The organism is Stenotrophomonas sp. STEN030 (assembly GCF_056759995.1).
The window spans coordinates 30,795-51,822 of record NZ_JBRREB010000023.1 but is presented as its reverse complement, the minus strand read 5'-3'; the positions used below and the strand labels follow the sequence as shown (position 1 = coordinate 51,822).

Sequence of the window (21,028 nt, the reverse complement as noted above, 5' to 3'; positions counted from 1 at the left end):
CGCAGGGGAGGGTTGGGGAGGGGTAGCTGTTGATTTTGCTCTGGGCTGGCGACTAAGGCCAAATCCAGAGGCAGCTGCCAAAGCCAAAGCTACCCCTCCCCAGCCCTCCCCTGTGCTGCGCATAAGGGAGGGAGCAAAGCCTGCGCTACGCGCAAGGGAGGGGGGCGGCGTTACGTCCCTTCAGCCAAGCGCGCCAACTCATCCACCTGATGCTCGTGCTGCAGGCGGGCGATCAGGTCGTCCAGGCCGCCTTCGATGATGTTGGGCAGGTCATACAGGGTCAGGCCTTCGACGCGGTGGTCGGTGATGCGGCCCTGCGGAAAGCTATAGGTGCGGATGCGCTGGCTGCGGTCACCACTGCCTACCTGCAGGCGGCGCGATTCGGCCTGTGCTGCGGCTTGCTTGCTGCGTTCGGCATCCAGTAGCTGCGCTTTCAGGCGCTTCATCGCCTTGTCGCGGTTGGCGTGTTGGCTGCGCTCGGTCTGGCATTCGACCACCACGCCGGTGGGGATGTGGGTGATGCGGATCGCCGACTCGGTCTTGTTGACGTGCTGGCCACCGGCGCCGGAAGAGCGGTAGGTGTCCACGCGCAGATCGGCAGGGTTGATCACCACGTCTTCGACATCATCGGCTTCGGGAATGATCGCCACCGTCGCGGCCGAGGTATGGATACGGCCCTGCGATTCGGTTGCCGGCACCCGCTGCACGCGGTGCGTGCCGGATTCGAACTTCAGCTTGGAGTAGGCACCGCGGCCAACCACGCGCGCCACCACTTCCTTGTAGCCGCCGTGTTCGCCGGGATTGTCGGATTCAATCTCCACCTTCCAGCCCTGGCGCTCGGCATAGCGGGCGTACATGCGGAACAGGTCGCCGGCAAAAATCGCCGCTTCATCGCCGCCAGTGCCGGCACGCACTTCCAGGAACAGATTGCCTTCGTCGCGCGGATCACGCGGCACCAGCAGCAGTGCCAGTTCCTCGTCCAGTGCTTGCAGGCGGGCCTGCGCACTGGCGATTTCTTCTTCGGCCAGCTCGCGCAGTTCCGGGTCGTTGCGCATGGCTTCGGCCGAGGCAAGATCTGCCAGCGCACGGGTTTCGTTCGCCAATGCAATAGCGATGGGTTCCAGTTGCGAGAATTCGCGGGAAAGATTGCGGAAACGCTCGTTGTCGGCGACGACATCGGGTTCGGAAAGCAGGCGTTCCAGTTCTTCTCGGCGCTCGGCCAGTGCCAGCAGCTTACGGCGCAGGGTCGGCGTCATCATTCCTCGCTACGGGGTGGTGATACCCGGGGGTGGCCGGGAACAGGCGCTCGGCGGCGCGGGTGAGATCGGTATCGCCATCCTGCGCGGCTTGGCGCAGGGCGGCGGTGGGCGGATGCAGCAGGCGGTTGGTCAGGCCGTGTGCCAGCTGCTCCAGTACTTCGTCAGGCAGTTTGCCATGGGCCAGCTGTTGCCGGGCCTTGGCCAGCAATTCGGCGCGGGTGGCCTCGCCGAACGCGCGTAGCTGCCGGATGGGTGCCTGCAGGCGAGCGGCGCGCAGGTTTTCCAGGTAGCGGGTGACCTGCAGGTCGATGATGGATTCGGCCTCGGCGGCGGCCTCGCGGCGTCCGCGGCGGTTTTCTTCCACGGCCCGCTCCAGGTCATCCACGGTGTAAAGGTAGGCATCGGCCAGCGTGCCAACCTCGGCGTCGATATCGCGTGGCACGGCCAGATCAAACAGCAGCATCGGCTTGTGCCGGCGCAGGCGCAGCGCGTTGGCGACCTGGCGGTGCAGGATCACCGGCTCGCGCGCGGCGGTGGCCGAGAACACCACGTCGGCTTCGCCCAGGTGACGTTCCAGCTCGCTCAATGGCAGCGCCACGCCGCCGTGGCGGCTGGCCAGGTCCTGTGCATTGGCCAGCGTGCGGTTTGCGATCAGCAGCCGCTTCACCTTGGCATCGCTGAGGTGCTTGGCGACCAGCTCCATGGTTTCGCCAGCACCGACCAGCAGCACGGTGGACTCGTCCATGCGCGCAAACGAGTCCTGCGCCAGCCGCACTGCGGTGGAGGCCACCGAGATTGGGTTGGCGCCGACGCGGGTGTCGGTGCGGGCGCGCTTGGCCACGGAGAAGGTCTGCTGGAACAACCGGTCCAATTGTTGCCCAATTGCGCCGCTGTCGTGGGCCAGTGCCCAGGCATCTTTTACCTGGCCCAGGATCTGCGGCTCGCCCAGCACCATCGAGTCCAGGCCGGTGGCGACCCGGAACAGGTGGCGCACGGCTTCACCGTCGCTGTGCTGATACAGATAGCCCTGCAGGCTGCCGGCTTGGTGCTCCAGCCAGTGGCTCAGTGCCTTGCTGTCCTCGGCAACGGCATACAGCTCGGTGCGGTTGCAGGTGGACAGCAGCACCGCCTCGGCCAGTTGCGGGGTCTGCCGCAATGAATCCATCGCGCGCGGCAAGGCGTCTCCGCCAAAGGCAGCGCGTTCGCGCAGTTCTACCGGCGCAGTCTGGTGATTCAGTCCGAGCACCCACAGGGTCATCTGTTCAGTTGCTTGCGATAAGCTGCTGGCTGTTGAAGGCCGCCATTTTACGGCCCGGTTGCGCCAGATGCCCGTATTCAATCGCATATGCACCGTTCTGTTGCTTTCCCTGCCGGCTTTTCCGGTGCTGGCGGCCCCAGTTGCGCCGATTCGGGCGCCGTTGGCGGCTGAAGGCCTACCGCTGACCCCGGTGCTGGCCGGTGAATTTTCGTTGCAGGCCGGCAAGCTGCCCGACGCCGCCCGCTGGTACCTGCAGGCCGCCCAGGAGGCCAAAGGCGACGTGGGTCTGGCTGAACGTGCCACCCGCATCGCCATGCTGGCCGATGACGCCGACCGCGCCGAGCAGGCGCTGGCCCTGTGGGCGCAGCGTGACCCCGGCTCGGTAGCGGTGCGCGGCACTCGGGGCGCGCTGGCCATGCGTAATGGCGATGCCAAGCTGGCCCGGAAGGAATTGCTGGCGGTATTGCGTTCACCTGAACCACGGGCCTGGCGCTATGCGCTGCTGGCCCTTGCCACCGGTGGCCGCGATCCGGCAGTGCCGGCGCAGGTGCTGGGCATGCTGGTGGATGCCAATGCGATCCCCAATGATCTGGAGGCCTGGCAGGAATTTGGCCGGCTGGCCCTGCGCATGGAGAGCCCGGAACTGTCGCGGCGGATGGTGGGCGAGGTGGTGCGGCGCTTCCCGGATGAGCCGCGGGTGGCGCTGCTGCATGCCTCCCAGCTCAATCAGGCCGGCAAGAAGGACGAGGCGCTGGCCCTGCTCAAGGGCATCGAGCCCAAGGCGGAGAAGGACGACGAGCTGCGCGGCGCGCTGGCCATCGCCTATGACACGCTGGGCGAAACCGCTGCCGCCGAACATGTGCTGTCGGTCGGTGAGCAGAACCTGCAGAGCTGGGGCATGCGTGCCTCGTTGCTGGCCAAGCAGAAGGACGATGCCGGGCTATTGGCGCTGTACCAGGACATCGCGGCCAAGGCCAGCAAGCCGGACCCCGACCAGCGCCTGCTGCTGGGCAAGATCGCTGAATACCTGAAGCGCTATCAAGAGGCCGTGGATTGGTATCACGGCGTGCCAGGTGGCGAGCATCGCGGTGAGGCGCAGCTGCGTGCGGTCAATGCGCTGCACCTGATGGGCGACAAGGCGCGCGCTGCCAAGGAAGTGCAGGCGGTGCAGGCCGATGCCTCGCTGGACGACGATGTGCGCCGTGATGCCTATCTGCTCGAGTCCGAGCTGCAGCTGCGCGATGGCCAGACCAAGGCCGAATTCGACGTGTTGGCGCGTGGCCTGGCTGCGTTCCCCGATGACAGTGCCTTGCTGTATGCCCGTGCACTGGCCTGGGAGCGCAACGACAATGTGCCGCGCGCCGAGGCTGACCTGCGCAAGGTGCTGGTTGCCGAGCCCGAGAATGTGGCGGCGCTGAACGCGCTGGGCTACACCTTGGCGGACCGCACCCAGCGCTACCAGGAGGCATTGGAGCTGATTGACCGCGCGCGCGTGGCTGAGCCGGACAATGCCGCCATCGTCGACAGCTACGGTTGGGTGTTGTATCGCCTGGGCCGCAACGACGAGGCCTTGGTGCATCTGCGCCGTGCCTGGACCTTGAACAAGGACCCGGAGATCGCTGCGCACGTAGGCGAAGTGCTGTGGGTGCTGGGACAGAAAGACGAAGCCCGGCGCTACTTCGATGAGGCCCGCAAGCTGGATCCGGACAACCGCGCGCTGCAGCGTGCGATCGAAAAGTTGGGTGTATGAACGTAATGATGTGGCGGACGCCGTTGGCGTTGCTGGTGGTAGGTGCGCTCGCGGCCTGTGGTTCGGTGCCCAAGCGTCAGGCGGCGCCGGTTGCGGCTGAAGTGGCACAGGTGTCCGCGCAGGCACAGGCGGCGGAACAACAGCGGCAGGCCGCCTTGCAGGCGCAACCGAACTGGTCATTCCAGGGCCGGGTGGCGATCAGCAAGGGGCGCAATGGCGGCAACGGACGGATCGACTGGCTGCAGCAGGGGCCGGCCTACCAGGTCAGTCTGGCCGCGCCGGTCACCCGCCAGAGCTGGCAGCTCAGTGGTGGTGAGCCGGGGCAGGCGGTGCGTCTGGATGGCTTTGAAGGCGGTCCGCGCACGGCCGATGACGCCGGCCAGCTGCTGTTGCAGGCCACTGGATGGGAAATTCCGGTCGCCCAGCTGGCGGAGTGGGTGCGTGGTCTGCCCAGCGCCGGCGCCAGCCCGGAACACCTTGGTTTTGACGCCGAGGGCCGGCCGCGGGTGCTGCGCCAGCAGGGTTGGCAGGTCGATTACCTGGACTGGTACCCGGCTGAGGCCGGGCGTCCGTCGCTGCCGCGCCGGATCGAGGCGGTCAATGGCGATGCCAAGGTCCGTCTGATCGTGGATGAATGGGGTTCGGACGCGCCATGACCGCCGTTGTTGACGCCGCGGGCTGGTCGTACTGGCCGGCTCCGGCCAAGCTGAACCTGTTTCTGCATATCACCGGCCGTCGTGCTGACGGCTATCACATGCTGCAGACCGTATTCCGGCTGCTGGATTGGGGTGACCGCATCGGTTTGCGTCTGCGTGAAGACGGGCAGGTGCATCGCCACGGGCCATCGGTGGCTGGCGTTGCCGAGGCTGATGATCTGGTGGTCCGTGCGGCCATCGCGCTGAAAAATGCGACCAACTGCGGCAAAGGTGTCGATATCCGGGTCGAAAAGCGGATTCCGGCCGGCGGCGGCTTCGGCGGTGGGTCTTCCGATGCGGCAACCGTGCTGGTGGCACTGAACGCGCTATGGGGCACTGGTCTGGGCGAGGATGCATTGGCCGCGCTTGGCGTCAGTCTAGGCGCCGATGTGCCGGTATTTGTGCGCGGGCGCAACGCCTGGGCCGAAGGCGTGGGCGAATTGCTGACCCCGATCGAATTGCCGGAAGCGTGGTATTTGCTGGTGGATCCGGGCGTTCACGTGCCCACGGCTGAACTTTTTCGTTCACAGCATTTGACGCGGGATGCCAAGCCCGTGAAAATAGCGGACTTCGCTTCCGGGACCGTCCTCGGAAATGCGTTCGAGCCGGTACTACGGCGCCAGGAACCTGCCATCGAGGCGACGTTCCAGGCCTTGTCAGGTATTGGTCGGGCACGACTCACGGGGTCGGGAAGCGGTTGTTTCGTCGAGTTCGCTACGCGCGCTGCTGCAGAGCAGGCCTTGGCGGAATTGCCGTCGCAACTGCGAGCTTGGGTAGCTGCGGGTGTTGATCGCTCGCCACTGCTTGATGCGCTGGAAACGACGGGAATTGTTTGATGCAGGGGCGTCGCCAAGAGGCCCAAGGCACCAGGTTTTGATCCTGGCATTCGTAGGTTCGAATCCTACCGCCCCTGCCACACACTCCCAACGCTGTAAGCGCAATGGATGTGCGCCTGCCACACCCGCGCCATCGCTGCAGTAACCACGTTTCCATTTGCTACTCGCCCCCGCCCGAGAGAGCTGTCATGCAAGATTCCCCGAACCTGCTGGTCTTTTCCGGCAATGCCAATAAACACCTTGCGCAGAGCATCTGCAAGGAACTCGGGGTAAGACCGGGCAAGGCACTGGTTTCCAAGTTTTCCGATGGTGAAGTGCAGGTTGAGATCCAGGAGAACGTGCGTAAGCAGGACGTTTTCGTGGTTCAGTCCACCGGCGCTCCAAGTGCCGAAAACCTGATGGAACTGCTGGTGATCATCGACGCGCTCAAGCGCGCGAGCGCCGCCTCCGTCACTGCGGTGGTGCCGTACTTCGGCTACGCCCGCCAGGATCGCCGCATGCGTTCCTCGCGCGTGCCGATCACCGCAAAGGTTGCTGCAAAGATGTTCTCGGCTGTGCACACCGACCAGATCCTCACGGTCGACCTGCACGCCGATCAGATTCAGGGTTTCTTCGACATGCCGGTCGATAACGTCTATGCGTCGCCGCTGTTGCTGGCCGACATCTGGCGCGTCTACGGCACCGACAACCTGATCGTGGTCAGCCCGGACGTAGGTGGCGTGGTACGCGCCCGCGCCGTGGCAAAGCGTCTGGATGATGCCGACCTGGCCATCATCGACAAGCGCCGCCCGCGTGCCAACGTTGCCACCGTGATGAACATCATCGGTGACGTTGAAGGCAAGACCTGCGTGATGGTCGACGACATCGTCGACACCGCCGGCACCCTGTGTGCTGCCGCTGCCGCCCTCAAGGCGCGCGGTGCACTCAAGGTTGCCGCGTACTGCACCCACGCCGTGCTCTCGGGCCCGGCGGTGGACAATTTGAACAACTCCCAGCTCGATGAGCTGGTGGTGACCGACACGATTCCGCTTTCCGAAGTGGCGCGCGTCTGTCCCAAGATCCGCCAGATCAGCGTGGCCGAAATGCTGGCCGAGACGATGCGTCGCATCGCCTTCGGTGAGTCGGTCAGCTCGATGTACGTGGATTGATGGATCCGGTCCCCGGCTTGTCCGGGGATCACAACAGGCTCTTCTGGTCGCGGAAGAGTCTTTACGCAGCGCCGCGAGGCGGTGCAACAACCTAGAGTAGTCAACATGGCAAAGTCCCACGAAATCAAAGTCGCCCGTCGTGACGTGCAAGGTCAGGGTGCGAGCCGCCGCCTGCGTCATGCCGGTGTGGTCCCGGGTATCGTTTACGGCGGTGATAAGGAGCCGGTGAAGGTCGAGTTCAACCACAATGAAATCTGGCTGGCCCAGTTCAACGATTGGTTCTACTCCTCGATCATCGACCTGAACCTCGACGGCACCATCCACAAGGTGCTGCTGCGTGACATGCAGCGTCACCCGTACAAGCAGCTGGTCATGCACCTGGATTTCCAGCGCGTGAACGAAAATGAAGTGCTGCACGCTTCGGTGCCGCTGACCTTCATCAACGAAGACACCTCGCCGGCTGGCAAGGCTGCCGACGTGCTGGTCACCCACGAACTGAAGGAAGTGGCGATTGCCTGCTTGCCGAAGGACCTGCCGGAGTCGATCGAAGTCGACCTGGGCGATCTGAAGGCTGGCGACATCATCTACCTGTCGGGCCTGAAGCTGCCGGCTGGCGTGGAAATTCCGGCACTGAAGCTGGGCAAGGGCCATGACGACGCAGTTGTCATCGCCAAGACCGCCGCTGCAGAAGAAGCAGCAGCCGAGTAATCGGCTATGTTGCGCCCGCTCTTAGGAGCGGGCGCAGCAGGTGTATCTGACAGATGACTGGCTTGCGATTGATCGTTGGTCTGGGCAACCCCGGATCCGAACACGCCCGAACCCGGCACAACGCTGGGTTTCATTTCGTTGAGGCCCTGGCAGAGCGGCAGGGCGCGCGCTGGGCGCTGGAAAGCAAATTGTTTGGCGAAGTCGCCAAGGTCGAGATTGCTGGACAGCCGGTATGGCTGTTGAAGCCGTCCACCTACATGAATCTCGCCGGTAAATCGGTCACCGCCGCGCAGCGGTTCTGGAAGATCGAGCCGGAAGAAACCCTGCTTGCACACGATGAACTGGACATGCCGCCCGGCGTGGCGCGGCTCAAGTTTGACGGCGGTCATGGTGGCCAGAATGGCCTGCGTGACACCATCCGTCTGCTCGGTCATGGCAAGTTCCACCGTCTGCGTCTTGGCATCGGCCATCCCGGTCACAAGGACCGCGTGGTGGGTTGGGTGCTGGGCCGTCCGTCGCCAGACGACGCCATACTGATGGCGCAGGCTATCGATGCGGCCATCGACGTGATGCCGTTGGCGGTAGCTGGCGATTTCAGCGAAGCAATGAAGCGGTTGCACACCACCAAGTGAGCGAAAAATGGGGAATGGTGAATGGAACGGCGTTAGGCCCTTCCGCTTCTCCATTCCCGATTTTCCATTCACGGGAGTTCAAGCATGGGTATCAAATGCGGCATCGTCGGTCTGCCCAATGTCGGCAAGTCGACCCTGTTCAATGCGCTGACCAAGGCGGGTATCGCTGCGGCCAACTTCCCGTTCTGCACGATCGAGCCGAACACCGGCGTGGTGCCGGTGCCGGATCCGCGCCTTGATGCGTTGGCGGCCATCGTCAAGCCGGAGCGGGTGATCCCGACCACGATGGAGTTCGTCGACATCGCCGGTCTGGTCGCTGGTGCGTCCAAGGGTGAAGGCCTGGGCAACAAGTTCCTGGCCCATATCCGCGAGACCGATGCCATCGCTCATGTCGTGCGTTGCTTCGAAGACGGCAATGTCATCCACGTTGCCAACAAGGTCGACCCGATCGCCGATATCGAAACCATCGATACCGAGCTGGCGCTGGCCGACCTGGAATCGGTGTTGAAGGCACTGGATCGCGCTACCCGCGCAGCCAAGGCCAATGACAAGGAAGCGCTGGCCCGCAAGCCGGTGCTGGAAAAGCTGGCATCGGCGCTGGACCAGGGCAAGTCGGCGCGCTCGGCTGGCCTCGATGCTGACGAGAAAGCACTGATCCGTGACATGTTCCTGATCACGCTGAAGCCGCTGATGTACATCGCCAACGTTGCCGAAGACGGTTTCGAGAACAATCCGCTGCTGGACGTCGTACGCGCACGCGCCGAGGCCGAAGGTGCCGAAGTGGTGCCGGTGTGTGCAGCGATCGAAGAAGAAATGGCGCAGCTGGATGATGCCGACCGCGATGAGTTCCTCAAGGACCTTGGTCTGGAAGAGCCGGGCCTGAATCGCGTGATCCGCGCCGGCTACAAGCTGCTCGGCCTGCAGACCTACTTCACCGCAGGTGTGAAGGAAGTTCGCGCATGGCAGCTGCGTGCCGGTTCGACCGCGCCGCAGGCAGCAGGCGTGATCCATACCGACTTCGAGCGTGGCTTCATCCGCGCCGAAACCATCAGCTACGAGGACTTCATCAACCTCAAGGGTGAGCAGGGCGCCAAGGAAGCTGGCCGCCTGCGCCTGGAAGGCAAGGACTACATCGTCAAGGAAGGCGACGTGCTGCATTTCCGCTTCAACGTCTGATTCCTTGGATGTTGCAGTATCGACAAGGCCCCGCAATGCGGGGCCTTGTTGTATGTGTGGTTTGTTGTGTGGTCAAAATTTGATCACCATTTTGAAAGCCTTGCAGCGCAAGGCCTGCGCGAAGTTGTCCACAGCCTTCTCCATTCATTGCACACAGCGGCTGTGGAGAAATTCCTGGGCAGACGGGTGCTTGTGGGAGCGGCGTGAGCCGCGAAGCTGACATTCCTGCAGCCCTGAGCATCTATGTCATCTGATGATCTACCTGCTTCGCGGCTTACGCCGCTCCCACAAACTGGGGGCTCAAGCCCGTGCCGCATTGCACTGGTCAAAAATTCACCACTAATTTGGAAGCATTGCAGCGCAAGGCCTGCACGCAGTTGTCCACAGCCTTCTCCATCCATTGCACACAGTGGCTGTGGAGAAGAATTGCCAGGGTGCAGGACGGGCAATGCGGGCTGGTGGTAGCGCCAAGACCTGCACAAACAACAAGGCCCGCCAGTGGCGGGCCTTGTTGACACTAAATGTAGACAGGTCTTACAGCGCCTTGCCGCCGAGCTTCCAGGTGAGCTGCACGTAGTAGCTGCGGCCCATGCTGTCGAACCACGATGTGTCGTAGTACGGGTAGTTCGACCAGGTCGGGTCCTTCGGCGGCATCTTGTCGAACAGGTTGTTGATCGACACGGATACGCGCAGATGGTCGGTGATGTCGTAGCGGGCGCCGGCGTTGAAGCGCCAGGTTGCTTCGGTCCACGCATCGTTGTCGTAGTTGGCAACCCGGCCCAGATAGCTGCCGAACAGGCTGGCACCCCAGGCACCCTTGTCCCAGCTGACGCCAAGGTTGGACTTCACCCGCGGCAGGGTGGTGGCGCTGAAGCTGACATCGAGCATGTCTTCCTTCGGGTCGCCCGGGAACTGCTGGCGGGTGTGGCGGTGGGTCCAGTTGTACTGGCCGGTGAAGCTGAAGTCACCGGCGTTTGCGGTCTGCAGGCGATAGTTGGCGGCAACGTCGATGCCCGAGGTTTCCTCGTTGGCGATGTTGATTGGGCCGAAACGCACGCTGGTGATGTTGCCATCGCCATCGCGGATTACCCGTGCCAAGGCGTCCACGCAGGTGGGCGAGTTGATGTCGACGGCTGCGCCGGCATCGGTCTTGCCGAGGCGGCAGTTTGCTTCCTGGATGCGCAGCAGTTCGCGGTCCTGGGTCTGCACCTGATTCTCGATCTGGATCTTGTAGTAATCCACCGCCAGGTCGAAGTTGGCCACCGGCGACCAGACGAAGCCAGCCGAGAACGACTTGCTGGTTTCCTCGTCCAGTTGCATGTTGCCGCTGTACACGTCGAACGTGCTGACGTCGTAGTTGCCAAAATCGCGGTCGTAGCATTCGCCGTCGGTTGCACCGGCATTTTCAGATCGACAGGCCAGGTAGTCGGTGGCGAAGCGGGTGCGATAGAAGTCGTCGCCGGCAAACAGGTAGTGCATGTCCGGCGCGCGGAAGCCGGTGCCGTAGGAGCTGCGAAGCAGCAAGGTGTCCAGCGGGCGCCATTCCAGGCCGGCGCTGTAGGTGAATTTGCCGGGGCTCTTGTTGCCGTAGCTGTAACGGTCATAGCGGCCGGCAACGCTTGCCTGCAGGCTGGAGGCAAGCGGCAGGCGTAGTTCACCGGCGGCACTCCAATGATCGCGGTCACCACTGCCATCGCCGTAGCGCGGGCCGTAGTAGGCGTCTTCGGTGAGTGCTAGCGGGTCGGGGTTGATTTTGTAGGACTGCTCGCCGTACTCCAGCGCGCCGGCGAATCCGACATCACCTGCAGGCAACGAGAACAGCGATGCGGTATCGACGGTGAAGCTGAGATTGTCGTTCTTGGCTTCGGGGCGGAACGTGGACATTGCCGCGATCGAGGCAAACTCGGCCTGAGTCAGTGGCGTGAACAGGCGCGCTGGATCCGGCGTGTAGATCGCGATGCCGTCATCGTCATAGCCCTGCAGCTCGCCCAGGAACAGGCGATTGGCTGCAGCCGCCTTGATGCGCGGCATTTTGACGTCAGCCTTGTACTGGGAGTGGTTGTAGGCGCCTTCCCAGTTCCAATCCTCGCCGAACATGCCCTTGAGGCCGGTGGTCACCGCAAATGTCTTCTGGGTGGTGGTGTTCATGCGGTTGCGCAGACCGCCCACTTCCTCCGGGGTGAACTGACGCGCCCAGTTTTCGTAGCGCTCGGTGGTGGCGTTGTAGAAGATCTTGTTGCGGTAATTGCCTTCCGAGTTCGGGTCATGGAACTCCCAGCCCATATGGTCGCTGGCGACATCGTTACCGTTGGTGCCGGTCAGCAGCTTGACCTTCTGTTGGCCAAGCTGCACATCGGCGAACCACGACAGGGCGTCATTGAAGCGGTACTCGAACGAACCATAAGCATTGAAGCCTTTGCGCTCGTTCTGGATGGTGCGATAGGCGATGGCGCGCTCGCTGCCGCAGTACGGGCCGAGCTCGTTCTCGGCCAATACGGTGGTGCCGCCGTTGAGGCCTGCCATCGCCGCGCAGCCGTCAGCCGGCGCGATGTTTTCGTCGTCGTCCCAGTTCTGCAACTGGGCGATGAGGCGCGGCAGGCGGCGTTCTTCAGCCGGCGAATCCAACGTCGAATCCTGCACGCTGCGATCGGTGCCCCACAGTGGGCGCTTGTCGATCAGCTCAACGCCGACAATGCCGCTGAACTTCTCCCGCTCAAAGCCTGTGGTGATCGTCAAGTTATGCGATGAACCACCGCCGCGGCTGGTATCACCAAAGCGGTAGTCGAAAGTGGTGCCGTCGGTGGATTTCTTCAGGATGAAGTTGATGACGCCGGCCATGGCGTCGGAGCCGTACACGGCCGATGCGCTGCCGGTCAGTACTTCAATCCGGTCAATCATGCCCAGCGGGATGTTGCCGACGTCGGTGAAGTTGCTGCGGCCATTGAGCGGCAGCGGGAAGTCAGCGATGCGACGGCCGTTTACCAGGACAAGGGTGTGGTTCGGGCCCAGGCCGCGCAGATCGACTGCCTGCGCGCCAGGGGTGGACTGAGCGCCGGTGGTGTTCTGCTGTCCCTGGGTGCTGCCGCTGTTCTGGCTCAGCGAGCGCAATACGTCCGGGACCGAGGTGAAACCGGCGGATTTGATCTGCTCGGCCGTCACCACGGTGACCGGCGCCGGGCCTTCCACCTGGGCGCGCGGGATGCGCGAGCCGGTGACCTGCACCGTGTCGAGCTGTTGCGGTTGGCCTTGGGCGGCGGTCTGCGCCAGGGCGGGGGCGGCCATCGACAGCAGGGCCAGTTGGATTGAACACACCATTGCGTGCTTACGCATGAATCAGCTCTCTGATGAAAAGTGTCCGGATTTATCCTGTCGGCATGTAGGGGAATGCCGGTCAACCCTGTCTGTAATGTGAATGGGTCCACATCATCTAACACCTTTTTTACACGCTTGACCACTGCCGAAAAGTCTGGCATTACAGCTGTAAGCGGTTACATGCATCAGATTGAGGTCGTTATGAAACGTAAGAGTTCCTGGTTGGGGCGGCTGGCTCTGGTCGTGGCCGCTATCGCCACGGCAGGCGTGCTTCACGCCGAGGATTCGCGTGGCATCAGCGCTGCTGGTTACCACTATTACGAAGTAGGTGATCTCGATGCGCCGCGCCCGGGCAAGACCGAAGCGGCCATGATGTTGATGGGCGGCGGCGACTGGGTGCCAGAGGCATTCCACTGGTGGGTTGAGCGTGCCGGGCACGGCCGCGTGGTGATCCTGCGCGCCTCCGGTGACGACAACATGCAGAAGGAGCTGTACTACGACATCGGTGGCGTCACTGCAGTGCAGACGCTGGTGTTCGACAGCCGCAAGGCGGCCGATGATCCGGCCGTGCTGCGGGTGGTGCGTGGCGCCGATGCGATCTTCATCGCCGGCGGTGACCAGTCGCGCTACATCCGTTTCTGGAAGGGCACCGAGCTCAATAATCTGCTCAATGAGCATGTCCGTGCCGGTAAGCCGATTGGCGGTACCAGTGCTGGCCTGGCCATCCTCGGCGGCTACGCCTATGGCGCGCTGGATGGCGGCAGTGTCAATTCACCGGCCGCATTGAGCGACCCGATGGGCAGCAAGGTGACCATGGACCGGGATTTCCTGACCATGCCCTACCTGTCCAACGTAGTGACCGATACCCACTTCGCCAAGCGCGATCGTCTGGGGCGGTTGATTGTGTTTGTCGCCCGCGCCGCGCAGGAAAAAGGCCAGGACGATATCGTCGGCATCGGCGTCGATGAGGACACGGCCCTGTGCGTGGAGGCGGATGGCCGTGGCCGCGTGTACTCGCTGGTTGATGGCTATGCGTGGCTGGTGATGCCACGGCACACGGCAGATCGCCTGAGCAATGGCGAGCCCCTGGAATTCAGTTCCATTCCCGTGACTGGCGTGGGTGCGGGTAGTCGTCTGCAGCTGGATGGGTTCAAGGTCGACAACGCTGCCTTCACTGCGATGGCCAGTGTCGTCGACGGCGAGCTGGAGCTGCATCCCAACTAAGTGCTCGCGATCAACAGACAAAGGGGGCTTCGGCCCCTTTTTTGTTGCCCTTGGGAGTGGCTGCTACAGGAGGGGGTGTGGGCGTGGGCTCGGCAGGTGTCAGAAAGAGGGGCGGGCGACTTTGGTAACTGTTCAGAGTGACTGGCACCTGCCTAGAATCGGGGTTCAATTCGGGAGTGAAGAAACATGAAGCTGACTTCTGCAGTACTGCTGGGCCTGGCGTCGCTGTCCTCGGGGGCTGCCGCGGCAGCCGAGGTCTCTCCCTTGTTGGTCATCCATGGCGGGGCAGGGGTGGAACGCAAGGATTTCAGCGCTGCAGAGGAACGTGCAGCACGCGCGGCGTTGACCGAGGCGTTGCGCCAGGGTCATCAGGCCTTGGCTGCTGGCAAGCCTGCGCTGGATGCCGTGACTGCCGCGATCACCGTGCTGGAGAACGATCCGACCTTCAATGCAGGCCGGGGCGCGGTGTTCACCCATGACGGCAAGAATGAGTTGGATGCCTCGTTGATGGATGGCGCCACGCTGCGCGCCGGTGCTGTCGCCGGTGTGCATACCGTCAAGAACCCGATTTTGCTGTCACGCGCGGTGATGGAGCATTCGCCGCACGTGATGATGGTTGGGCAGGGCGCGGAGATGTTCGCTGCCGAGCAGAAGATCGAGCTCGTCGATCCGTCCTATTTCCGCACCGAGAAGCGCTGGGAGCAGTTGCAGCGCGCATTGAAGGAAGAGGCGGCGGGGCAGGCACATGCCGATCTGGAAACAGCCAAGCATTTCGGCACCGTCGGTGCGGTTGCGCTGGACAACCAGGGCAAGCTCGCCGCGGGCACTTCCACGGGCGGCATGACCAACAAGCGCTATGGACGTGTTGGTGATTCGCCGATCATCGGTGCGGGTACGTATGCCAGCGACCAGTGCGCGGTATCAGGTACCGGCTGGGGTGAGTACTACATTCGCCTGTCCGTCGCGCATGAGATATGTGCGCGTATGAAGTACTTGAAGGAAACACCTGCACAGGCCGGCGATGAAGTGATCGTCAAGCGCATCCCTGAGCTCGGCGGTGATGGCGGCGGTATCGTGTTGTCTGCTGATGGCAAGGCTGCGATGCCGTTCAACACCGAAGGCATGTATCGCGGTTGGATTGGTGCAGATGGTGTGCCGCACGTGGCGATTTTTGCCGACGAAAAGATTAAGATGCCCGGCGAGTGATCGGCACCGCCGGTGCAGAAAAAGAAATTTCACCGAATGTGAAGATTTCTGTTGACAGCATCGGCGCTGATCACCAAAATAGCGAGCTCACCCACCCCTGACCGGCAAGGCCGCGGTCCTCGACAAGGGAGTGGAATGGAGGGATACCCAAGCGGCCAACGGGGGCAGACTGTAAATCTGCTGGCTTACGCCTTCGGTGGTTCGAATCCACCTCCCTCCACCAGTTTTATGTTGTGACGTGTTTTCCCGGTGCGGGAGTAGTTCAACGGTAGAACCTTAGCCTTCCAAGCTAATGGTGCGGGTTCGATTCCCGTCTCCCGCTCCATTGAACGAAACGAAAAAACACGGCATAATAGACAACTCGCTCACGTAGCTCAGTCGGTAGAGCACCTCCTTGGTAAGGAGGAGGTCGAAGGTTCGATTCCTTTCGTGAGCACCATCTTTCGCAGATAGTGCACAACTAACCCTGTTACCGAGAAGAAGCAGCCATGTCCAAGAGCAAGTTCGAGCGTACCAAGCCGCACGTCAACGTCGGCACCATCGGCCACGTCGATCATGGCAAGACGACGCTGACTGCCGCGCTGACCAAGATCGGTGCAGAGCGCTTCGGTGGCGAGTTCAAGGATTACTCCTCGATCGATGCCGCGCCGGAAGAAAAGGCTCGTGGTATCACGATCTCGACCGCGCACGTTGAGTACGAATCTGCTTCGCGTCACTATGCCCACGTGGATTGCCCGGGCCATGCTGACTATGTCAAGAACATGATCACCGGTGCTGCCCAGATGGACGGCGCGATCCTGGTCTGTTCGGCTGCTGACGGCCCGATGCCGCAGACCCGCGAGCACATCCTGCTGTCGCGTCAGGTCGGCGTGCCGTACATCGTCGTGTTCCTGAACAAGGCCGACATGGTTGACGATGCCGAGCTGCTGGAACTGGTCGAAATGGAAGTCCGCGAGCTGCTGAGCAAGTACGACTTCCCGGGCGACGACACCCCGATCGTGCACGGTTCGGCTCGTATGGCGCTGGAAGGCGACCAGAGCGAGATCGGCGTGCCGGCCATCCTGAAGCTGGTCGATGCACTGGACAGCTGGATCCCGACCCCGGAGCGTGACGTCGACAAGCCGTTCCTGATGCCGGTGGAAGACGTGTTCTCGATCTCGGGCCGCGGCACCGTGGTGACCGGTCGTATCGAGCGCGGCGTGATCAAGGTCGGCGAAGAAATCGAAATCGTCGGTATCCGTCCGGTCCAGAAGACCACCGTCACCGGCGTGGAAATGTTCCGCAAGCTGCTCGACCAGGGTCAGGCAGGCGACAACGCCGGTCTGCTGCTGCGCGGCACCAAGCGTGACGACGTCGAGCGTGGCCAGGTTCTGGCCAAGCCGGGCTCGATCAAGCCGCACACCCAGTTCGAAGCCGAAGTCTACGTTCTGTCGAAGGACGAAGGCGGCCGTCACACCCCGTTCTTCAAGGGCTACCGTCCGCAGTTCTACTTCCGTACCACCGACATCACCGGCGCTTGCGAGCTGCCGGAAGGCGTCGAGATGGTGATGCCGGGCGACAACGTCAAGATGACCGTCACCCTGATCAACCCGGTGGCAATGGACGAAGGCCTGCGCTTCGCAATCCGTGAAGGTGGCCGTACCGTCGGCGCCGGCGTGGTTGCAAAGATCGTCGCTTAATAAGCCTGTAGCGCCAGCAGTAAACGCTGTTGGTTGCGCGAAAGGCGGGCCGGGTAACTCGGTCCGCCTTCGCCGTCTAAGGTGATGTGCAATAGTCAAGTCATACGCCAGTAGCTCAATTGGCAGAGCAGCGGTCTCCAAAACCGCAGGTTGGGGGTTCGAGTCCCTCCTGGCGTGCCACTTGCAACTCTCTATCCAGTGACCTTGGTCGCACCAGCTACAAGAGTCGGATGAACAGCAAGATCGAACATTCCAAGTCCGCCGCTTCATCGGGTGGTGATATCGTCAAGTACGTCGGCGCTGCGCTGTTGGTGCTGGCGGGTTTGTTTGTCTGGTTCTGGTTTGCCGATCAGCCGCGTGCTGCCCAGTTGGGCGCGTGGGCCGGTCAGTGGCGTGCGCTGGCAGTGGTTTTGGGTCTGGTGGCTGGTGGTGCAGTGTTCATGCTGACCACGAAAGGTCGTCAGACAATTGAATTCCTTTCTGAATCCCGTTTTGAGCTGCGCAAGGTTGTGTGGCCGACCCGCCAGGAAGCTATCCGCATGACGTGGGTGGTGGTTGTGGTGGTGATCGTGCTGAGCCTGCTGTTGGGTGGCTTTGATTTCGTGATCCAGAAGCTGACCCAGTGGTTCTTGGGTCGTTAAGGAGATATCTGTGAAGCGTTGGTACGTCGTTCACGCCTATTCAGGTTTTGAGAAGTCGGTTGCGCAGGCGCTGCGTGATCGCATCGTGCGTGACGAGATGCAGGAGCTTTTTGGTGATGTGCTGGTCCCCACTGAAGAAGTGGTGGAAATGCGCGCAGGCCAGAAGCGCCGCTCCGAGCGTAAGTTCTTCCCGGGTTACGTGCTGGTACAGATCGAAACCCACGAAGAAGCTGGTATCCCGCGTATCGATAACGAAAGCTGGCACTTGGTGAAAGAAACCCCGAAGGTCATGGGTTTCATCGGTGGCACCGCTGATCGTCCTCTGCCGATCCAGGACAGCGAAGCCGCTGCCATCCTGAATCGCGTTCAGGAAGGTGTCGAGAAGCCGCGTCCGAAGGTGCTGTTCGAGCCGGGCCAGATGGTCCGTGTCACCGAGGGCCCGTTCAACGATTTCAACGGCGTTGTCGAAGAAGTCAATTACGAAAAGAGCCGCGTGCGCGTCTCGGTGCTGATCTTCGGTCGCGCCACCCCGGTTGAACTTGAGTTCGGCCAGGTCGAGAAGGCGATCTAAGGCGCTGCGCGCCGCCTGTTCAGGTGGCGTCGAAAAAAGCTGCTACAATTTTCGGCTCCCCAATGTGGGAGCAAATCAAGGGCTGCCGCGAGGTGGCCTTTGGTGCGATTTCATAACGCGATGCCGGGACGCGTGATTCCCGGTCCGATGGGGAGCCTGTTGTCGCAAGGCGCTAGCACCCGGAGAGCACTTCAATGGCAAAGAAAGTAGTTGGTTATATCAAGCTGCAGGTAAAGGCCGGCCAGGCCAATCCCTCGCCGCCGGTCGGTCCTGCGCTGGGTCAGCGCGGCCTGAACATCATGGAATTCTGCAAGGCGTTCAACGCTGCAACGCAGAAGCTGGAACCGGGTCTGCCGGTGCCGGTGATCATCACGGCCTATTCGGACCGTACGTTCACCTTCATCACCAAGAGCACCCCGGCTACCACGCTGCTGAAGAAGGCCGCTGGCATTTCTTCGGGCTCGAAGAAGCCGAACACCGACAAGGTGGGCAAGGTGACGCGTGCGCAGCTGGAAGAAATCTGCAAGGCAAAGGAGCCTGATCTGACGGCTGCCAGCCTTGACGCCGCCGTGCGTACGATTGCGGGCTCTGCCCGTTCCATGGGCTTGGTGGTAGAGGGTTAATCTGATGGCACTGAATAAGCGTGAGAAGGCCATCAAGGCCGCCGTTGTCCCGGGTAAGGCGTATGCCTTCGAGGACGCAATCAACATCCTGAAGACCGCCACCAAGGCCAAGTTCGTCGAGTCGATCGACGTTGCCGTGCGTCTTGGCGTGGACGCCAAGAAGTCCGATCAGCAGGTGCGCGGTTCCACCGTGCTGCCGGCCGGTACCGGCAAGTCGGTCCGCGTTGCCGTGTTCGCTCCGGCCGGTGCCAAGGCTGACGAAGCCCTGGCAGCTGGCGCCGAAGCCGTCGGCATGGACGACCTGGCTGAGAAGATGCAGGCCGGTGATCTGAACTATGACGTCGTCATTGCTACCCCGGACGCGATGCGCGTTGTCGGTAAGCTGGGCACCCTGCTGGGCCCGCGTGGCTTGATGCCGAACCCGAAGGTCGGCACCGTTTCGGCCAACCCGGGCGAAGCCGTCAAGAATGCCAAGTCGGGTCAGGTGCGTTACCGCACTGACAAGGCCGGCATCATCCACTGCACCATCGGCAAGGCCAGCTTCGAAAACGGCGCGCTGCAGTCGAACCTGCAGGCACTGCTGGTGGACCTGATCAAGGCCAAGCCGGCTACCTCGAAGGGCCTGTACCTGCAGAAGGTGTCGGTCAGCTCGACGATGGGCCCGGGCGTGACTGTTGACCAGTCCTCGCTGACCCTGAAGTAATTGTTTAAAGCGGCCTCGGTACCTTTGGTGCCGAGGCCGTCATTTTGAAGGCGTCGCGCAGGTTTACCTGCGTGGAGCCGTCAAAGACCGCAGGCGCGGTCAGCGCATGTCGGCGACGGGCACGGAAGCTCGATTTGGCAGGGAGTCGCCGCCGATACAGCGAGGTCGCTTAATCGATTCGTTCTCGGATCACCCTGCGTAGATGGTGCCGCCCTTCTGGATTTTTCTGGTTCACGTACGTCTGGGTTCGCCCTGGTCTGCACACTCCAGCTCTAGAACGGCCACCACCGGAGCATCACCCGATGTTCCCGGCGTCCAGGACGGATGCCGCCCAGGACCGCACACGGCTAGGAGCCGTAAGCGGAATATGTTTGAAGCAGAGATTTGTGATTCGTTATCGGCAGTGCGGTTGATCCGCCTGCACTGGTTCCGAATCCCCAGTCCCCGCTTAAACGGAGGAGTGCAATGGCTCTCAATCTGTCCCAGAAGCAAGAAGTAGTCGCCGAGCTGGCAGACATCGCCGCCAAGGCTCACTCCTTGATCGCAGCCGAATACGCTGGCACCACGGTCGCTCAAATGACCGCGATGCGTAAGCAGGCCCGCGAAACCGGTGTTTTCTTGAAAGTTGTCAAGAACACGCTGGCCTCGCGCGCCGTTGAAGGCACCGATTTCGCAGTTGCAAAAGACCAGATGGTTGGTCCGCTGCTGTATGCGTTTTCGCTTGAGGAGCCCGGCGCAGCCGGTCGCCTGATCAAGGATGCAGCCAAGGGTAACGACAAGCTGAAGGCGAAAGTCGTGGCAATCGGCGGGGAAGTTTTCCCGGCCAGCCACGTCGACGTGCTGGCATCGTTGCCGACCCGTGATCAGGCACTGGCCATGTTGGCCCGCGTCCTGACCGAGCCGGTCACCATGTTCGCCCGCGCCATCAAGGCTATCGGTGAAAAGCAGGAAGGCGGTGCAGCGGAAGCTGCCGAGCCGGCCGCTGAAGCTGAAGCCGTCTAAGCTCGACGTCCACGTGGTTCCGCACGGAACCTCAATCCAGAATATTTTTAAAAGGTAATCAAAATGTCCCTTACCAACGATCAGATCGTCGACGCGATCGCCGAAAAGTCCCTGATGGAAGTGATGGAGCTGGTCAAGGCCATCGAAGAGAAGTTCGGCGTCTCGGCTGCTGCCCCGGTTGCAGTTGCTGCTGCTGGCCCGGCTGCTGTTGTTGAAGAGCAGACCGAATTCAACGTCATCCTGAAGGATGCCGGCGCGAAGAAGGTCGAAGTGATTAAGGCTGTCCGCGCCATCACCGGCCTGGGCCTGAAGGAAGCGAAGGACCTGGCTGAAGCCGGCGGCGTCGTGAAGGAAGGCGCTTCGAAGGAAGACGCTGACAAGTTCAAGAAGGAACTGGAAGCCGCCGGCGCGACCGTCGAGCTGAAGTAATCAGTTCTTGCATCGTCATCGATTCACGGCGATGCAGCCAAGGCTGGGGGCGTAAAGCCCCCGGCCTTTGGTCGTTTCAAACCGTTGTAATGCCGGGCGTGCCTGGCAGGCAATAGAAAGACCAACGTGGCAAGTGTCAGGCGCTGCGCTCCAGACGATGGAGTGACCCGCAGCCG

General features: G+C 62.2%; 19 protein-coding genes and 5 tRNA genes. 21 read left to right on the top strand and 3 right to left on the bottom strand.

Annotation, left to right across the window (positions count from 1 at the left end; genetic code table 11):
• Positions 1 to 170 precede the first annotated feature (170 nt).
• Both prfA and hemA read right to left on the bottom strand, forming a co-directional pair.
• The gene (prfA, locus tag ACVOLR_RS09930) at positions 171 to 1,256 is read right to left on the bottom strand and encodes a peptide chain release factor 1 (protein ID WP_481536299.1); all 1,086 of its coding nucleotides are present in this window, start codon (positions 1,254 to 1,256) and stop codon (positions 171 to 173) included.
• Positions 1,234 to 2,517, bottom strand: a complete 1,284-nt coding sequence (hemA, locus tag ACVOLR_RS09925; RefSeq protein WP_481536284.1) for a glutamyl-tRNA reductase — start codon at positions 2,515 to 2,517, stop codon at positions 1,234 to 1,236. The genes prfA and hemA overlap by 23 nt, the downstream gene beginning before the upstream one ends.
• A 67-nt stretch (positions 2,518 to 2,584) precedes the next feature.
• Here hemA and ACVOLR_RS09920 point away from each other — a divergent pair, with 67 nt between their 5' ends.
• The 8 genes from ACVOLR_RS09920 (at position 2,585) to ychF (ending at position 9,462) form a co-directional block, all read left to right on the top strand.
• Positions 2,585 to 4,267 carry a tetratricopeptide repeat protein gene (locus tag ACVOLR_RS09920; RefSeq protein ID WP_481536283.1) on the top strand — a complete coding sequence of 561 codons (1,683 nt, stop codon included), beginning with the start codon at positions 2,585 to 2,587 and terminating at the stop codon, positions 4,265 to 4,267.
• Entirely contained in the window at positions 4,264 to 4,923 is a 660-nt protein-coding gene (gene lolB / locus ACVOLR_RS09915) for a lipoprotein insertase outer membrane protein LolB (protein WP_481536282.1), read from the top strand. The genes ACVOLR_RS09920 and lolB overlap by 4 nt, the downstream gene beginning before the upstream one ends.
• Positions 4,920 to 5,798, top strand: coding sequence for a 4-(cytidine 5'-diphospho)-2-C-methyl-D-erythritol kinase (ispE, locus tag ACVOLR_RS09910; RefSeq protein WP_481536281.1), 879 nt, complete (start codon positions 4,920 to 4,922; stop codon positions 5,796 to 5,798). Before lolB ends, ispE begins: the two co-directional genes overlap by 4 nt.
• Before the next feature lie 3 nt (positions 5,799 to 5,801).
• Positions 5,802 to 5,878: transfer RNA gene (locus ACVOLR_RS09905), tRNA-Gln, on the top strand.
• 108 nt (positions 5,879 to 5,986) lie between these two features.
• Positions 5,987 to 6,946 (top strand): ribose-phosphate diphosphokinase, encoded by a 960-nt coding sequence (locus ACVOLR_RS09900; RefSeq protein ID WP_346498821.1) that lies wholly within the window; start codon positions 5,987 to 5,989, stop codon positions 6,944 to 6,946.
• Between the two features lie 105 nt (positions 6,947 to 7,051).
• Entirely contained in the window at positions 7,052 to 7,654 is a 603-nt protein-coding gene (locus ACVOLR_RS09895; protein ID WP_481536280.1) for a 50S ribosomal protein L25/general stress protein Ctc, read from the top strand.
• Between the two features lie 53 nt (positions 7,655 to 7,707).
• Complete coding sequence (pth, locus tag ACVOLR_RS09890) at positions 7,708 to 8,286, top strand: aminoacyl-tRNA hydrolase (RefSeq protein WP_481536279.1); 579 nt, start codon at positions 7,708 to 7,710, stop codon at positions 8,284 to 8,286.
• An 84-nt stretch (positions 8,287 to 8,370) separates the two neighbouring features.
• The gene (ychF, locus tag ACVOLR_RS09885; protein ID WP_481536278.1) at positions 8,371 to 9,462 is read left to right on the top strand and encodes a redox-regulated ATPase YchF; all 1,092 of its coding nucleotides are present in this window, start codon (positions 8,371 to 8,373) and stop codon (positions 9,460 to 9,462) included.
• Positions 9,463 to 9,996: 534 nt separating this feature from the next.
• Here ychF and ACVOLR_RS09880 read toward each other — a convergent pair.
• Positions 9,997 to 12,792: a TonB-dependent receptor gene (locus tag ACVOLR_RS09880; protein WP_481536277.1), complete on the bottom strand. Its 2,796-nt coding sequence runs from the start codon at positions 12,790 to 12,792 to the stop codon at positions 9,997 to 9,999.
• Positions 12,793 to 12,954: 162 nt separating this feature from the next.
• Between ACVOLR_RS09880 and ACVOLR_RS09875 the strand changes: the two genes are divergently transcribed.
• The 13 genes from ACVOLR_RS09875 (at position 12,955) to rplL (ending at position 20,852) form a co-directional block, all read left to right on the top strand.
• Positions 12,955 to 13,998: a cyanophycinase gene (locus tag ACVOLR_RS09875; RefSeq protein WP_481536276.1), complete on the top strand. Its 1,044-nt coding sequence runs from the start codon at positions 12,955 to 12,957 to the stop codon at positions 13,996 to 13,998.
• A 186-nt stretch (positions 13,999 to 14,184) separates the two neighbouring features.
• Positions 14,185 to 15,204, top strand: coding sequence for an isoaspartyl peptidase/L-asparaginase family protein (locus tag ACVOLR_RS09870; RefSeq protein WP_481536275.1), 1,020 nt, complete (start codon positions 14,185 to 14,187; stop codon positions 15,202 to 15,204).
• A 137-nt stretch (positions 15,205 to 15,341) separates the two neighbouring features.
• Positions 15,342 to 15,427, top strand: a tRNA-Tyr gene (locus ACVOLR_RS09865).
• A gap of 28 nt (positions 15,428 to 15,455) precedes the next feature.
• Positions 15,456 to 15,529 (top strand) — tRNA-Gly (locus tag ACVOLR_RS09860).
• 38 nt (positions 15,530 to 15,567) lie between these two features.
• Positions 15,568 to 15,643: transfer RNA gene (locus ACVOLR_RS09855), tRNA-Thr, on the top strand.
• A gap of 49 nt (positions 15,644 to 15,692) precedes the next feature.
• The gene (gene tuf, locus ACVOLR_RS09850; protein ID WP_481513040.1) at positions 15,693 to 16,883 is read left to right on the top strand and encodes an elongation factor Tu; all 1,191 of its coding nucleotides are present in this window, start codon (positions 15,693 to 15,695) and stop codon (positions 16,881 to 16,883) included.
• 104 nt (positions 16,884 to 16,987) lie between these two features.
• Positions 16,988 to 17,063 (top strand) — tRNA-Trp (locus tag ACVOLR_RS09845).
• Between the two features lie 50 nt (positions 17,064 to 17,113).
• A complete protein-coding gene (secE, locus tag ACVOLR_RS09840; protein WP_481530571.1) occupies positions 17,114 to 17,524 on the top strand; it encodes a preprotein translocase subunit SecE in 411 nt (136 codons plus the stop codon).
• Between the two features lie 10 nt (positions 17,525 to 17,534).
• On the top strand, positions 17,535 to 18,095 hold the full coding sequence (gene nusG, locus ACVOLR_RS09835; RefSeq protein ID WP_481536274.1) for a transcription termination/antitermination protein NusG: 561 nt from the start codon (positions 17,535 to 17,537) through the stop codon (positions 18,093 to 18,095).
• A 194-nt stretch (positions 18,096 to 18,289) separates the two neighbouring features.
• A complete protein-coding gene (gene rplK, locus ACVOLR_RS09830) occupies positions 18,290 to 18,718 on the top strand; it encodes a 50S ribosomal protein L11 (RefSeq protein WP_057630030.1) in 429 nt (142 codons plus the stop codon).
• A 4-nt stretch (positions 18,719 to 18,722) separates the two neighbouring features.
• Positions 18,723 to 19,421, top strand: coding sequence for a 50S ribosomal protein L1 (rplA, locus tag ACVOLR_RS09825; RefSeq protein WP_481516757.1), 699 nt, complete (start codon positions 18,723 to 18,725; stop codon positions 19,419 to 19,421).
• Positions 19,422 to 19,886: 465 nt separating this feature from the next.
• Positions 19,887 to 20,423 carry a 50S ribosomal protein L10 gene (gene rplJ / locus ACVOLR_RS09820; RefSeq protein WP_481516756.1) on the top strand — a complete coding sequence of 179 codons (537 nt, stop codon included), beginning with the start codon at positions 19,887 to 19,889 and terminating at the stop codon, positions 20,421 to 20,423.
• A 63-nt stretch (positions 20,424 to 20,486) separates the two neighbouring features.
• Positions 20,487 to 20,852: a 50S ribosomal protein L7/L12 gene (rplL, locus tag ACVOLR_RS09815; RefSeq protein ID WP_303749025.1), complete on the top strand. Its 366-nt coding sequence runs from the start codon at positions 20,487 to 20,489 to the stop codon at positions 20,850 to 20,852.
• Positions 20,853 to 21,028 lie beyond the last annotated feature (176 nt).

Coding starts and splice junctions, on each gene's coding strand:
- prfA (WP_481536299.1), bottom strand. CDS start 1,256: ATGACGCCGACCCTGCGCCGTAAGCTGCTGGCACTGGCCGAGCGCCGA.
- hemA (WP_481536284.1), bottom strand. CDS start 2,517: ATGACCCTGTGGGTGCTCGGACTGAATCACCAGACTGCGCCGGTAGAA.
- ACVOLR_RS09920 (WP_481536283.1), top strand. CDS start 2,585: ATGCCCGTATTCAATCGCATATGCACCGTTCTGTTGCTTTCCCTGCCG.
- lolB (WP_481536282.1), top strand. CDS start 4,264: ATGAACGTAATGATGTGGCGGACGCCGTTGGCGTTGCTGGTGGTAGGT.
- ispE (WP_481536281.1), top strand. CDS start 4,920: ATGACCGCCGTTGTTGACGCCGCGGGCTGGTCGTACTGGCCGGCTCCG.
- ACVOLR_RS09900 (WP_346498821.1), top strand. CDS start 5,987: ATGCAAGATTCCCCGAACCTGCTGGTCTTTTCCGGCAATGCCAATAAA.
- ACVOLR_RS09895 (WP_481536280.1), top strand. CDS start 7,052: ATGGCAAAGTCCCACGAAATCAAAGTCGCCCGTCGTGACGTGCAAGGT.
- pth (WP_481536279.1), top strand. CDS start 7,708: ATGACTGGCTTGCGATTGATCGTTGGTCTGGGCAACCCCGGATCCGAA.
- ychF (WP_481536278.1), top strand. CDS start 8,371: ATGGGTATCAAATGCGGCATCGTCGGTCTGCCCAATGTCGGCAAGTCG.
- ACVOLR_RS09880 (WP_481536277.1), bottom strand. CDS start 12,792: ATGCGTAAGCACGCAATGGTGTGTTCAATCCAACTGGCCCTGCTGTCG.
- ACVOLR_RS09875 (WP_481536276.1), top strand. CDS start 12,955: ATGCATCAGATTGAGGTCGTTATGAAACGTAAGAGTTCCTGGTTGGGG.
- ACVOLR_RS09870 (WP_481536275.1), top strand. CDS start 14,185: ATGAAGCTGACTTCTGCAGTACTGCTGGGCCTGGCGTCGCTGTCCTCG.
- tuf (WP_481513040.1), top strand. CDS start 15,693: ATGTCCAAGAGCAAGTTCGAGCGTACCAAGCCGCACGTCAACGTCGGC.
- secE (WP_481530571.1), top strand. CDS start 17,114: ATGAACAGCAAGATCGAACATTCCAAGTCCGCCGCTTCATCGGGTGGT.
- rplK (WP_057630030.1), top strand. CDS start 18,290: ATGGCAAAGAAAGTAGTTGGTTATATCAAGCTGCAGGTAAAGGCCGGC.
- rplA (WP_481516757.1), top strand. CDS start 18,723: ATGGCACTGAATAAGCGTGAGAAGGCCATCAAGGCCGCCGTTGTCCCG.
- rplJ (WP_481516756.1), top strand. CDS start 19,887: ATGGCTCTCAATCTGTCCCAGAAGCAAGAAGTAGTCGCCGAGCTGGCA.
- rplL (WP_303749025.1), top strand. CDS start 20,487: ATGTCCCTTACCAACGATCAGATCGTCGACGCGATCGCCGAAAAGTCC.